The sequence below is a fragment of the Streptomyces sp. NPDC001678 genome (assembly GCF_042892945.1).
Classification (GTDB): domain Bacteria; phylum Actinomycetota; class Actinomycetes; order Streptomycetales; family Streptomycetaceae; genus Streptomyces.
This window is the reverse complement of the sequence record NZ_JBIAUP010000013.1, coordinates 52367-64966: the sequence shown is the minus strand read 5'-3', so window position 1 is coordinate 64966 and position 12600 is coordinate 52367. Positions and strand designations below refer to the sequence as shown.

Here is a 12600-nt window from a genome sequence, read left to right as displayed (position 1 = left end):
GGTACGTCGCGGTGGGAGCTTCCGGTCCCCGGCGGCGGGCCGCCGGGGACCGGAGGAAGGCGGCCGGGGTCAGACGCGGTCGGCGGCGATCAGCAGGTACTGGAAGCTGCCGTCCTTGTACGCGGTCAGGAACGCCTTCTCGATGCCCGTGGCCAGCGGCGACTGGGCGCGCAGCTCCCAGTACGGGATCGTGGCCTCGGTGAGGTCCACGACGGCGGCCGGGACGAGCCGGTTGGCCGCCATCTCCTTGAAGTAGCTGCTGCGCGGGTGGATGTCGCAGATGTAATGGGCGTTGATCTCGCTGACGGCGCGGGACGGCAGTCCGTAGGTGTCGTTGTAGCAGCCGGTGATGGTCACGTAGCGGCCACCGTGCCGGAGCATCCGCGAGTACTCCGGGAACAGCTGGGAGAGGTCCACGTACATGGTGCTCTCGTTGTTCCAGATGGCCCGGAAGCGGCTGCTCTCGAACCCGGTGTCCAGCATGTTCTTCAGGTGGAAGCGCACCTTGTCGGACACGCCGTGCTTCTCGGCCTGCTCATTGGCGAACGCGACCTGCGTCTCCGAGATGGAGACGCCGTCGACATGGCAGCCGAACCGGCGGTTGGCGACGAGGCTGCCGCCGCCGCGCCCCGACCCGGAGTCCATCAGACGGTCGTCGGGGGTGACGGTGCCGAGGTGGTTGAGCAGGATCTCCGCCTGGGCGCACTCCAGGCGGTGGAGCTCGGCGGTGATCCGCTCGTCGCGGGTCTCCTCGGGCCCCTCCAGGACGGACCAGTCGACGTCGCCGACGCCGTAGTGGTGGTGGTAGATGCCGTCCACCTCGCCGAGCCGGAGATTGACCGGGTTCTTCTCCCGGTTCCAGTAGTCGGCCACGGACCGCTGGTAGGCACTGGCGAGAACCGAGGCGGGGCTGATCTCCTGAATGGTCACCGTGTCTTCTCTTTCCGCTTGCTGATTCCGCTTGCTGATGAACTGCTGGGGATTCACTGGGGCTGTACGCCGTGGTACCGGGGACTGGTCGCGTGCCACTCCTTGCTCCCGCCCATCCAGGCCCACAGCCCGGCGAGATAGCGCCGGAGCTCGGGGGAACCGGCCGCGCTCAGGACGGCGCACTCGGCCTCCACCGTGTGCATCAGCTCGTCGTGGATGCACGCCGCGCGGTTCACGGCCTCCTGAAGCGAGCAGTTGTCCTCCGCGGCGATGAGGTTGGGCAGATTGGTGTCGGTGGGGTCTTCCTTGGCCATCGAGTAGAGGTCGTTGAGCAGCACGTTGGCCGTACCGGCGTACAGATACGTGCGGCGTACGCGCGCGTCGGCGAACTCGGCGGCGGGGAGCTCGTAGCCGCCGACGGGGTCGATGAGGACCATGCACGGGTAGAAGGCGTTCTCGTAGCGGTGCAGCAGGTACTCCCACACGGCGGGCCGCCGCCCGGAGCCGCGCCACTCCCCCTCCTGGTTGTAGCCCACGAACATCACGGCCAGTTCGTGGCGCAGCCGGGCCACCTGGGTGGGGCTGGCGATGCGGGCCAGGTGGTCGAGGCAGGAGCGGAAGGCGCGCAGGACGGGCTCCTTGCGCACGATGTTCTCGAACTGCGCCAGGTAGCGGGCCGGGAGGCGGACGGGGTCGACGACGGCGTGGGCGAGGGCCAGGCGGGATCCGATCAACTCGGGCGAGGTGTCCTCCCCTTCGTCGACCCAGTGGTCGTCCACGGCCCATTCGGCCAGTCCGCAGCGGGCGGCGGTGAGGATCCGCTCGGGGTCGTCGGTGTCGGGGTGGGCGAGCATGAACAGCCGCCCGAAGTTGTGGGAGCGCAGCCGCTCCAGCCGGCCCCGGAAGATGCCGACCTCCTCGGCCCATTCGACGAGCCGGTTGTTCACCTCCTCGCCGAGGGCCGGGTCGTCGCGCTCGGCGTCGGGGCAGTAGAGCGGCGGTACGCGCACGGAGGCGCCGGAGGCGCCCGAGGAGTCCCCGGAGCCGTCGGAGTGCCCTTCCGCGGGCTGCTCGGGGGCGGGGGCGGAAACGGGCGGCGCGGGCGGGGTGAGGTCCGCGCGGAACAGGCGGGCGGCCGACGTGCCCAGCCCCGTCGGCCCGGCGAGCAGGCCGCGCAGCGCGTCGACGACGGCCGGTGCCGCCTCGGCGGCGTCCGCGGGGTCGTCCGGGCGGGGGGCGGTCGGCGCACCCGCACCGAGCGGAGCAGCGCCGTTGAGCCGGTTCATCCGGGGGTCCCTTCGCTACGCGTGCGGACACCGTGAACGACCGTTCGCGGTGCCGGAGTTCTCGGGTGCGACACCCCGTCCGACGGCGTGCGGACATGACCGTCACCCCCATCGGCCGCCGTGCCACCCCCCGACCAGGCCACGCAGCAGAGTGGCGGACTCATGGGCGTCCGCGCAGCATCGGCGGCGCACGTTCATCCGTACGTAGCTGAGTATGTTTATAGGGTCGAAGTGTGGTGCAGATACGGCGGAAGGGCCTCGCGCCCATGAGGGGCGCGGGCCCCTTCCCGCCGGGCGGGGTTCAGCCCGTGGCCTTCTTGAGGAGGCCGCGCAGCCGGATGGCGTGGAAGATCTCGAAAACGCCCATGACGACGAGGAACACCCCGGTCACCACGGTGAGCACGGCGATCGACCGGAAGGGCAGGTCGATCATCACGATCCCGGCCAGGACGTTGAGGAAGCCGACGAACACCTGCCAGCCCCGGGCGGGCATGCCCTTGGTCGACAGCGCCACGCCCGCCAGCATCACCCCGCGCAGCAGCCAGCCGAACCCGATCCACAGCGCGAGCAGCAGGATCGACCGGGCGGGCTCGCGGAAGCACAGCAGCCCGAGCAGGACGCACAGGGCGCCGCTGACGAAGCCCAGCACCCGCAGGGCGCCGGGGACGTACACGCTGAAGGCGCCGGCGAGCTGGAAGGCGCCGATCACCAGCAGATAGAGGCCGAAGAGGACCCCGACGACCAGCAATGACGCCCCGGGCCAGGCCAGCACGATCGCGCCCAGGGCCACCGAGGCGATGCCGGCGCCCAGCAACGTCTGCCAGCCCGCGTGCGCCAGCCGGCTGAGGTCTTCGCGGAGTCCTTGGGATTCGTTGAGGGGGAAAGTCATGACATACGCTCCCCAGTTGATCGTCCCTTCGTCCAGATTTGCACAGATATCGCATATCGACAACGCGACGGGGAGGGACCGGCCCTTTCCGGTTCCTCCCCGTACGGCCCCCGGCCCGCGGCCCGTCAGTCGCAGGTGTCGAGCATCGCGATCAGCTTCTCCCTCTCGGGCTGGGTGACGCTCAGCCCGTACACGCTCTTGATGTGCCCCCAGGACCGGGAGTAGGCGCACCAGAAGTCCTGGTTGGGCGGCGCCCACTGGTCCGGCGACTGGTCGCCCTTGGAGCGGTTGGAGGAGGCGGAGACGGCGTACAGCTGGGGGTTGTCCAGGTCGTTGGCGAACGCCTTCCGCCGGTCGGTGGTCCAGGTGTCCGCGCCGCTGCGCCACGCGTTGGCCAGCGGCACCATGTGGTCGATGTCCACCTTGGACGCCGAGTCGAGGGTCCTGTCGTCGTACGCGCTGTACCAGCTGCCCGTCACGGCCCGGCACAGCGAGTCCTGGGTGACGTTCGATCCGTCCCGCGAGAGGACCACCTCACGGGTGTCGCACTCCCCGTACTGCTTGATCCAGTGCGGGAACCTCGCCCGGGAGTAGCCCGCCATCGAATGCGGCGGTTCCACCTTGAGGCCGTCCAGCTCGGTGCGGACCGCGTCCGCCGCCGGGGGCTCCGGCGGTACGCGGTGGGTGGACACCGAGGGGGCGGAGACCGCCGGCGCGGCGACGGGCGGGGCCATGGCGGCGGCCAGGCCCAGGACAGCGACGGCGGCGCGCCGCCAGGCGCGAGTAGTGATCATGCGCAAACACTTAGTGGCCCCACCGCGCCCGCCCGGCCCATTCGCCCTTCCGAGGGCGCGCTGGCATGTTCAGACACATCGTCACACCGCGTACGATGCCGTCGTGATCGCGTATGCCCCCGCAGCTCTGTTCCTTCTCCTCTTCGGCATCGGCGTATTGCGCGACCGGCGACGCTTCAGCAACGCGGTTCATTTCGGGCTCACCTGTATATGCCTGCTGTTCGGCCTGCTGTTCAGCCTGGTGCGCGCGGCCGCGGCGGGTGGCGACCGCGGTGTGCACGCGCTGGAGTGGATCGCGGCCGGGCTCCTCCTGATCCCCTTCCTCGGTGCCTTCGTGCTGCCGGCGCTCCTGCTGGCCAACGGTGTGAAGATGATCCGCAAGGAGGGGCGGCGCCCCGCCAATCTGATGTCCTTCCTCACCGGTCTCGCCATCTTCGGCCTCATCGGCCTGACGATCGCGTCCGCCGCCACCCGCTCCCGGAACCTGACGATCGTCACGGGCACCACCCTGATGATCGCCGCCTATGTGTCGTTCCTGTTCTTCTGCTTCATCGGATACGCCTTCCTGTACGGCTGGATGCGGCCGCGCCGGAACGTCGACTTCGTGGTGGTGCTCGGCTCCGGCCTCATCGGCGGGACGAAGGTGCCGCCCCTGCTCGCCAGCCGGCTGGAGCGCGGACGCAAGGTGTACGAGCGGCAGGCGGCGCGCGGCAAACCGCCCGTCCTCATCACCTCGGGCGGCCAGGGCCCGGACGAAGAGCTCCCGGAATCCCACGCCATGGCCGACTACCTCACCGACCGCGGCTTCCCCGCCGAGCACGTCCGGCGCGAGGACAAGTCCCGTACCACCGAGGAGAATCTCCTCTACAGCAAGGCGATCATGGCGGAGGCCAGGCCCGGCTACCGCTGCGTGATCGTCACCAATAACTTCCACGCCTTCCGGGCCGCGCTCATGGCCCGCAAGACCGGCGTCAACGGCCAGGTCGTCGGCTCCCCGACGGCCGCGTACTTCTGGCCGAGCGCGACGATCCGCGAGTTCGTCGCGGTCTTCCTCAACCACAAGCTCGTCAACTTCACCATCTGCGGGCTGCTCGCCCTCTTCGGCCTCGCGGCCGTGTGGATCCGCTGAGCCGGCGGACCGCTTCCCGGGCGCCGGCGGTCAGCCCCAGTCCGTGGCGGGCCGGGCCTCGTGGAGGACGGCGTGGTAGTACCCCTCCGCCTCGCGTCCGGCGGGGTCCAGCCCGGCCGCCGCGAGGCTCTCCAGGGTGCGCCGCTGCTCGTCCGGGTCGGTGAAACGGCGCTGCCGGTGGGAGGCCTCGGACGGCCGTGTGACCAGTCCGTACCGTCGTAGCACTGCCTCGACGGGCCGGAAGTCGACGGGCCGTACCGCGAACGCCGCCACCCACGCCCGCCCGCCGGACGGGGCGAGGACGGTGTCGAACGTGCGCGGCCCGATGTAGCTCAGCCCGCCCGTGACGGTGATCAGGCCCGCCGGGGCGAGCGCCTCGGTCAGGGCGGCGCCCGCCGGCACGGTCTCCAGGTTCGCGGCGAAGGCGGCGTCCAGCAGGCCGACGGCCGCCGCGTAGCCGACGGCCCGGGGCGACGCGTCGATGCCGACGACGGGGACCGCGTCGGCGCGGCGGCGGGTGGCGTAGAACTCCTTGTCCACGGCGATGAGTTCCTCCAGGGACAGCCCGGCCGTCGGCGGGCTGGTGTAGTGCTCGTAGAGTTCCCGCAGCGTGAGGTCGTGGTTGACCAGGGCGGCGTTGATGCCGTACGAGCAGCACAGGTCCACCATGGTGACCGGCTCGCCGGGGTGGACGCGGGCCCGGTCGGCGAGCACGGCCCGGAAGACGGGCTGGGCGTGGTGGGGGATCTGATACCGCAGGGGTGCCAGCCGGGCGAAATACGACCGGGGGTCGGGCCGGTCGTAGATGTCGTCGAAACTGCTCTTGCCCCAGTGATCGGCTCTGCCCGCGATGTCCGACGCCATTCCCCGGCCCTTCTGATCGCCTTCCGGTCCGCGTCATGCTTCCCCCTGCCCGCACGGCGCGGAACACGATGGGGGGCGATTCCGGCCGTCCGGGTCATGCGCCCGCCGTCGTGCCGTCAGCCGTCCTCACCCGGAAGGCGGTCGGCGGCGCTCACCCGGTGGAGGTGGATCAGGGCGTCGAAGCTGCGGCCCAGGGCGACCTGGAGCGGCGGCGTCGGGTAGGCCGTGCCGATGCTGTAGGTGGGCCGGGCCCGGCGGAACCAGTCGCGGGCCGCAGCGGGCGCGGTGCGCAGGTCCAGGAAGTAGTCGCGCTCGCGTACGCGGTCGAGGGTGTGCTCGTTGCTCCCCGGGGCGGCGGGTCCCACGGCGAACTTCTTGACGTTCTTCCCCAGCGGCTGATCGTCCGGCCCGGTCGCGTTGAACGACCCCCGGCCGAAGGAGAGTCCGATGGCGACATAGCGTTTTCCGAGCTGGTCGTGCAGGAAGGCCCCTTGTGACTTCGGGTAGTTCACGGGGTCGTTGCTGACATAGCCGATGTGGCCGTTGTGGGCGGAGAGCAGGACCTTGTCGCCGGTGTTCCGCTGCCACCAGGTGGTGTTGTCGGCCATGACCTGGTCACGGAAGCGCATGGCCGCCGTGACGCCGTCCTGCCGGCCGAAGTCGAAGGCGTACTGGTCGGCGGTCTGTCGCAGCGTCAGCGCGTTCCGCACGGCCCATCGGTACGCCTCGCCCGCCTCCCGGCCGGGGCTCGGCCGCTGCTTCCGCAGCAGGTCCAGGGCCCGCTGGGCGCGGGCGGCCTTCTCCTTCCGTTCGGTGAGCGGCCGCTCCAGACAGGCGCGCATGTACGGGCCGGTGGCCGTCGTCGGGCGCAGGTCGCCGTAGAGCCCGGCGAGCTCGGGCAGCAGGGCGGGGTGGGCGGCGCGGACGTAGTCGAGGACCCGGTCGTAGAGGTCCGGGCCGGAGTAGGAGACGTCGTTGCCCATGAACCGGACGGGGTCGCCGGGGTGGGCGACGTTCCAGGAGCGCATCCACTGGACGAGGGAGAGGTACTCCCGGGTGTTCCAGAAGAGGTAGGCGTCCTGGAAGTCCTCGCGCAGAACGCGCTCCGGGTCGCCCTTTCCGCGCAGGACGTAGTCGTTGAGCCTGAGGCCGGTGCTCCAGGGGGCCTCCAGGGCGTAGGTCCGGAAGCCGCGGTCCTCCACGAGGTGGCGGAAGACGCGCTGTTTGAGGGCGAAGAACTCGTGGGAGCTGTGGGTGGCCTCGCCCATTCCCACGACGCGTGCGTCGCCCACCATGCGGTCCAGGGGGCGCAGGTCGTCCGAGGGGCCGGACGGCTCGGTGGACCGCAGCGGGTGTGCGACGCGCTCGACGGCCCGGACGACGCCGTCGTCGTCACGGCCGGTGTCCGCGATGGCCGGGGTGGTGGCCGCCGAAGCGCCCAGGCAGAGGAAGAGGGTCAGAAGGGCGGTCGCTTGACGGCGTTTCATTGGTTTCACGCGTCCCAGCCTCCGTTCCGAGGAGGGTCCGGGGCCATCGGGTACGTCCCCGTCTTCCGGGTGGGGCTGGCCCCACCTTGCCGCCCCAGTAGCCACGGAAGTCAACCTGTATAACAGCGTGTATGAGACACATGATCTTACGCCGTTCCGCGTCCCTGGCCCTCGCCGTCACCGCGATGCTGGGCCCGGCGACCGCCGCCACCGCGGTCGCGCGGCCGCAGGCCGCCCCGTCCTCCGCCACTGCCGCGGCCGAGGCGCCGGACCGTAAGGTGGTCGCCGGACTGGACCGGTACGCCCACCGGCTGCGCGGCACCCGGCCGGGCGGGCCGGACGCGGACCTGGAGGCCTTCGGGAAGGCGACCCGGGGCGCCACCGTTGTCGGGCTCGGCGAGGTCTCGCACGGCTCGGGGGACGTCTTCGCCCTCAAGGACCGGCTGCTGCGGCACCTGGTCACGCGCGAGGGGTTCTCCGCCTTCGCCATGGAGATCAACTGGTCCGCCGCCGCCAGGCTGGACGCCTACGTCCGCACCGGCGAGGGGGACCTGCGGCAGATCATGCGCGACGAGTTCCAGGACGCGTACGGCCTGGACGACACGGAGGAGTACCTGCGGCTGTTCAGCTGGGTGCGCGAGCACAACCGCACCGCCGCGCGGCAGGTCCGGATCGTCGGCATGGACTTCTCCGACGTCGACCCGGGGCAGTACGACGGCATCCTCGCCTGGGCCGGCAGGAACACCCCCGCGCTCGTCCCCGAACTGCGTGAGCGGTACGCGGCGCTCCGCGCCCTGCGCGGCGGGGTCGCCGAGCGGCTGGCCGCGTACGGCGCCCTCCCGCTCGCCGAGCGCAAGAAGATCGCCGAGGACGCCGGGGCCGCGTACCGGCTGCTGGAGGGGGCCGGCGAGCGGGACGCCCGGGTGCTCCAGGACGCCCGGGTCGTCTCGCAGATGGCCACGTCCAACGCCTTCGACAGCGACGACCCGGCCCAGGCCCTCGCGGCCAACCGGTACCGTGACCGGGCCATGGCCGAGAACGCCGTCTGGTGGCAGCGGAACACCGGCGGCCGGATCGTCGTCTCGGCACACGACGGGCACATCTCCTACGACACGGCCCTGCCGCACGTCTACCCCGTCACGATGGGCGCGGACCTGCGCGAACTCATCGGCAAGGAGTACCTCGCCGTCGGCACGACCGCGTACGGCGGCGCCTACCGGGCCCGCACGGCGACGAACGGCGTGGGAGCGTTCCCCTTCGGCCCGGCCGCGCCCGGGAGCAATGAGTACGTCCTCGACCAGGTGCGCCACCGCGACTTCTACGTCGACCTGCGCGAGGCGCGCCGCGATCCGGCCCTGGCCGGGTGGCTGGACACGGCCCGGCCGACCTTTGTGATCCCCGGCCGGTACCCCTACCGGACGGCGTGGCCGCTGGCGCTGGGCCGGGGCTACGACATCGTCATGCACCTGCACGACGTGCGGGCGTCCGTCCCGGTGACGCGGCCGTAGCGGCCGGCGAGAGCCCCCTGCCTCGGCCGCCAGTGGTGTCCCCTACTCCCCGGGACGGAGACGCGACTGGTCATCACGGATGATGTCATCTCCCGTAGGATCCACCACCGTTGAGCCATGCACCGCTTCCCTGCATCCAGTAATGACAGGAGCATGCCTTGACTGACGTGACACGACGCGGAGTGCTCGCGGGCACGGCGGCGTTGGGGGCGACGGCCGCCGGGCTGTCCGCGCCGGCGGTGGCCGCCGCGCCGGCCCGGTCCGGCCCCGCCACCGTCGGCCCCGCCACCGTCGGCCCCGACGACACGCGCTACCCGTCGCTCACCCGGCGCGGGACCAACGGCCGCTTCGTCGGCAGGCCCGACTACGTACGGGTGGCCGACACCACCGAGCAGGTCGTCGCGGCCGTGCAGCAGGCCGTGCGCGAGGGCAGGCGCATCGCCGTGCGCAGTGGCGGGCACTGCTTCGAGAGCTTCGTCGACGACCCCTCCGTCAAGGCCCTCATCGACCTCTCCCCCATGACCGCCGTCCATTACGACGCGTCGCGGCGGGCGTTCGCGGTCGAGCCGGGTGCCCTGCTCGGCCAGGTGTACCGGCGGCTGTTCACCGAGTGGGGCGTGACCATCCCGGCGGGGGCCACCGCCGAGGTGGGGGTCGGCGGGCATGTGCTCGGGGGCGGGTACGGTGCCCTGTCCCGCCGGTACGGGCTGTCCGTCGACCATCTGTACGGCGTCGAGGTCGTGGTCGTGGACGCCTCCGGCAAGGCGTCGAGCGTCGTCGCCACCCGGGACTCCTCCGGCCCCCTGCGCGAGCTGTGGTGGGCGCACACCGGCGGCGGGGGCGGCAACTTCGGCGTCGTCACGCGCTACTGGTTCCGGGACCCGGCGGCCACCGGGTCGGACCCCGCCCGTCTGCTGCCCCGCCCACCCGCGTCCGTCCTCACCTTCACCGCCTCCTGGTCGTGGAAGGACCTCGACGAGGCCGCCTTCGCCCGGCTGGTGCGCGACCACGGCACCTGGTACGAGAACAACAGCGCGCCCGGCTCGCCCTACGCGGGGTTGTTCAGCGTGCTGATGCTGAACACCCGCAAGTACGGCACCGTCGACCTGGTCGGCCAGCTGGACTCCGCGGGCTCCGGGGCGCGGCGCCTCCTGGACGACTACGTGGCCGCCGTCGGCCGGGAGGTGGGGGCCCGGCCCACGGTGAAGCGGGAGGAGCGGCCCTGGCTCGAGGCCAACGCGAACGTGACGGAGTCCGCGCCGTCGTTCTTCAAGGCCAAGTCCGGCTATCTGCGGCAGCGCTTCACGGACCGTCAGATCGCGGTCCTCCACGAGCACCTCACCGGCAAGGCGGGTGGTGAGCTCCCCGGTTCGCTGTGGCTGGTCTCCTACGGCGGGAAGGTCAACACCGTCCCGGCGGACGCGACGGCCGTCGCCCAGCGGGACTCCGTCCTCAAGGCGGTCTACCTGACGGGCTGGGAGGACCCGAAGCACGACGGCGGGCCGGAGCTCACCTGGCTGCGCGAGCTCTACCGGGCCGTGTACGCCGACAGCGGCGGCGTGCCCGCGCCCGGCACCAACAGCGACGGGTGTTTCATCAACTACCCCGACGCCGAACTCGCCGATCCCGCGGTCAACACGTCCGGGACGCCGTGGCACACCCTCTACTACAAGGGCCACTACCCGCGCCTCCAGCGCGTCAAGGCGCACTGGGACCCGAGAAACGAGTTCCGGCACGCGCTGTCCATCCGTCCGCCCCGCTGACCGTCCCGTCGCCGGCGCCCGCGACGACGTACCCGTATTCGTAGGCCATGATCACGGCCTGGGTGCGGTTGCGGGCGCCGAGCTTGGCCAGGAGGTTGCTGACGTGGGTCTTGACCGTCTCCAGGCCGACGGTCAGCCGGCCGGCGACATCGGCGTTGGACAGGCCCCTGGCCATGAGGCGGAGGATCTCCCGTTCGCGGGCGGTGAGGGCGGGGGTGCCGCGCGGGGGTCGCGGCGGCGGCCCGGGGCGGGCGGCGACGAGCCTGCGGACGCTGTCCGGGAAGAGGAGGGAGTCGGTCGTGGCGACCAGGCGCAGGGCGTGGCCGATCTGTTCGGACGGGGCGCGCTTGAGGACGAAGCCCGCCGCGCCCGCGCGCAGCGCGTCGTAGACGTACGCGTCGTTCTCGAAGGTCGTGATCACCACGACCTTCGGCGGGGCGGGCAGGGCGGTCTGGAGCCGCCGGGTGGCCTCGATGCCGTCGATGCCCGGCATCCGGACGTCCATCAGGACGACGTCCGGGCGCAGTTCCCCGGCGAGAGCCAGGGCCTGGTGGCCGTCGGCCGCCTCGCCGACGACGTCGAGCCCGGGCAGCGCCGAGAGCAGGGTGCGCAGGCCGGTACGGGTGAGTTCCTCGTCGTCCGCGACGAGGACGGTGACGGTCGTGGTCACGGCGCCTGCCTCAGCGGGACGCGCACGGTGAGCAGCCAGGCCGTGCCGTCGGCGTCCGGTCCCGCGGTGGCCTCGCCCTTGAGGAGGTCCACGCGTTCCAGGATGCCGGTGAGGCCCCTGCCGCGTCGTGCTCCGCGGGCCGGCCGGGCGCGGCCCGGGACCGGGTTGGCGATCTCCAGTTCCAGGAGGGCGGGAGTGACCGTCACGCGCAGGCGGACGGGGGAACGGTCGCCGTGTTTGAGGGCGTTGGTGAGCCCTTCCTGGACGATGCGGTAGGCCTCCCGGGACACGGTCGCGGGGACGCCCGACGGGTCGCCGGTGATGTCCGTGTGGACGTCGGTCCCCGTCCGGCGGACCCGGTCGGCGAGGGTGTGGAGGTCGGCCAGGGTGAGCGGCGGGGCGGTGGTGTCGCGCTCCTCGCGGAGGATGCCCAGGGCGTGGTCGAGGTCGTCCATGGCGGCGCGGGAGGCCTCCTCCAGGCCGGTGAGGGCACGGCGGGCGGCGGCCGGGTCGGTGTCCATGAGGCTTCTGGCCACCGCCGCCTGGATGGTGGACGCCGTCAGGGTGTGGCCGATCGAGTCGTGCAACTCCTGTGCCAGCCGGTTGCGCTGTGCCATCCGCCGCATCTGCGACTCGAGCGCGGCGAGCTGTTCGGCGCGGCCGTGGCCGAGGAGGGCGGGGGCGGCGTGCCGGAGGAGGGCGGAGACGGCGGCGCAGGCGTGGCCCGCCAGGAGGAGGAGCGCGGCAGCCGCCGGGAGCGTCCAGAGCCCGCTCGTTCCCCCGGGCACGTCCAGGGGGCGGAACACCATGATCCGGTCGCCGCCGTTCAGCCACACGGCGGGCAGGGCGACGGCCGTGCCCAGCGCGAGGGCTGTCACGGCCGTCAGCGCGCCGCCCGCCACCGTGTGCAGGACGAGCCACGTCCCCGTACGGAACCGGTCGGCGCCGCGTGGGCGCGCCTCCGCGACGGGGGCGGGAAGGTCCGTGCCCAGCAGGCCGTTGGCCAGCCGGACGGAGGCGCTCCGTGCCGGGCGCGGGCAGCCGGCGGCGATGGTGAGGGCGGCCCACACGGCCAGGAGCACGGTGGTCCGGGCCGGTGCGGGCCAGTCGCGCGGGGCCGCCGCGGTGCCGAGCGACGCGGCGGCGAGCGGCAGGAGACCGCCGGCGGCGCCGAGCAGGCCGTGGAGCCAGGCTCGGAGGGTGTCGCCGCTCGTGGGTGGGCGGAACGGACGTATCAGCGGGCGGAACGGATGTATCGGAAGACGCACGCCCGGGAGTAT

The 12600-nt window shown here is 72.2% G+C and carries 11 protein-coding genes; 3 read left to right on the top strand and 8 right to left on the bottom strand.

What is annotated here, in order from left to right; genetic code table 11:
* Positions 1-69: 69 nt before the first annotated feature.
* The 4 genes from ACFYZR_RS24980 to ACFYZR_RS24965 form a co-directional block, all read right to left on the bottom strand.
* A complete protein-coding gene (locus tag ACFYZR_RS24980; RefSeq protein ID WP_391913897.1) occupies positions 70-930 on the bottom strand; it encodes a geranyl diphosphate 2-C-methyltransferase in 861 nt (286 codons plus the stop codon).
* A 53-nt stretch (positions 931-983) separates the two neighbouring features.
* Positions 984-2216, bottom strand: coding sequence for a family 2 encapsulin nanocompartment cargo protein terpene cyclase (locus ACFYZR_RS24975; RefSeq protein WP_391913895.1), 1233 nt, complete (start codon positions 2214-2216; stop codon positions 984-986).
* A gap of 301 nt (positions 2217-2517) precedes the next feature.
* Positions 2518-3105, bottom strand: a complete 588-nt coding sequence (locus ACFYZR_RS24970) for an HdeD family acid-resistance protein (protein ID WP_391913893.1) — start codon at positions 3103-3105, stop codon at positions 2518-2520.
* Between the two features lie 125 nt (positions 3106-3230).
* Entirely contained in the window at positions 3231-3899 is a 669-nt protein-coding gene (locus ACFYZR_RS24965) for a DUF1524 domain-containing protein (RefSeq protein ID WP_391913891.1), read from the bottom strand.
* Positions 3900-4002: 103 nt separating this feature from the next.
* On the opposite strand from ACFYZR_RS24965, the gene ACFYZR_RS24960 reads away from it, so the two are divergent.
* Positions 4003-5028 (top strand): YdcF family protein, encoded by a 1026-nt coding sequence (locus ACFYZR_RS24960; protein WP_391913889.1) that lies wholly within the window; start codon positions 4003-4005, stop codon positions 5026-5028.
* 30 nt (positions 5029-5058) lie between these two features.
* On the opposite strand, the gene ACFYZR_RS24955 is transcribed toward ACFYZR_RS24960, so the two are convergent.
* Complete coding sequence (locus ACFYZR_RS24955; protein WP_391913887.1) at positions 5059-5892, bottom strand: hypothetical protein; 834 nt, start codon at positions 5890-5892, stop codon at positions 5059-5061.
* A 116-nt stretch (positions 5893-6008) separates the two neighbouring features.
* A complete protein-coding gene (locus ACFYZR_RS24950; protein WP_391913885.1) occupies positions 6009-7379 on the bottom strand; it encodes an erythromycin esterase family protein in 1371 nt (456 codons plus the stop codon).
* A 131-nt stretch (positions 7380-7510) separates the two neighbouring features.
* Here ACFYZR_RS24950 and ACFYZR_RS24945 point away from each other — a divergent pair, with 131 nt between their 5' ends.
* Both ACFYZR_RS24945 and ACFYZR_RS24940 read left to right on the top strand, forming a co-directional pair.
* Complete coding sequence (locus ACFYZR_RS24945; RefSeq protein ID WP_391913883.1) at positions 7511-8887, top strand: erythromycin esterase family protein; 1377 nt, start codon at positions 7511-7513, stop codon at positions 8885-8887.
* A gap of 167 nt (positions 8888-9054) precedes the next feature.
* Positions 9055-10650 carry an FAD-binding oxidoreductase gene (locus ACFYZR_RS24940; RefSeq protein WP_391914167.1) on the top strand — a complete coding sequence of 532 codons (1596 nt, stop codon included), beginning with the start codon at positions 9055-9057 and terminating at the stop codon, positions 10648-10650.
* On the opposite strand, the gene ACFYZR_RS24935 is transcribed toward ACFYZR_RS24940, so the two are convergent.
* Complete coding sequence (locus ACFYZR_RS24935; protein ID WP_391913881.1) at positions 10586-11320, bottom strand: response regulator; 735 nt, start codon at positions 11318-11320, stop codon at positions 10586-10588. The two genes, ACFYZR_RS24940 and ACFYZR_RS24935, sit on opposite strands and share 65 nt — an antisense overlap.
* Positions 11317-12588: a sensor histidine kinase gene (locus ACFYZR_RS24930; protein WP_391913879.1), complete on the bottom strand. Its 1272-nt coding sequence runs from the start codon at positions 12586-12588 to the stop codon at positions 11317-11319. Before ACFYZR_RS24930 ends, ACFYZR_RS24935 begins: the two co-directional genes overlap by 4 nt.
* Positions 12589-12600: the final 12 nt, after the last annotated feature.

Coding starts and splice junctions, on each gene's coding strand:
- ACFYZR_RS24975 (WP_391913895.1), bottom strand. CDS start 2,216: ATGAACCGGCTCAACGGCGCTGCTCCGCTCGGTGCGGGTGCGCCGACC.
- ACFYZR_RS24970 (WP_391913893.1), bottom strand. CDS start 3,105: ATGACTTTCCCCCTCAACGAATCCCAAGGACTCCGCGAAGACCTCAGC.
- ACFYZR_RS24965 (WP_391913891.1), bottom strand. CDS start 3,899: ATGATCACTACTCGCGCCTGGCGGCGCGCCGCCGTCGCTGTCCTGGGC.
- ACFYZR_RS24955 (WP_391913887.1), bottom strand. CDS start 5,892: ATGGCGTCGGACATCGCGGGCAGAGCCGATCACTGGGGCAAGAGCAGT.
- ACFYZR_RS24950 (WP_391913885.1), bottom strand. CDS start 7,379: ATGAAACGCCGTCAAGCGACCGCCCTTCTGACCCTCTTCCTCTGCCTG.
- ACFYZR_RS24945 (WP_391913883.1), top strand. CDS start 7,511: ATGAGACACATGATCTTACGCCGTTCCGCGTCCCTGGCCCTCGCCGTC.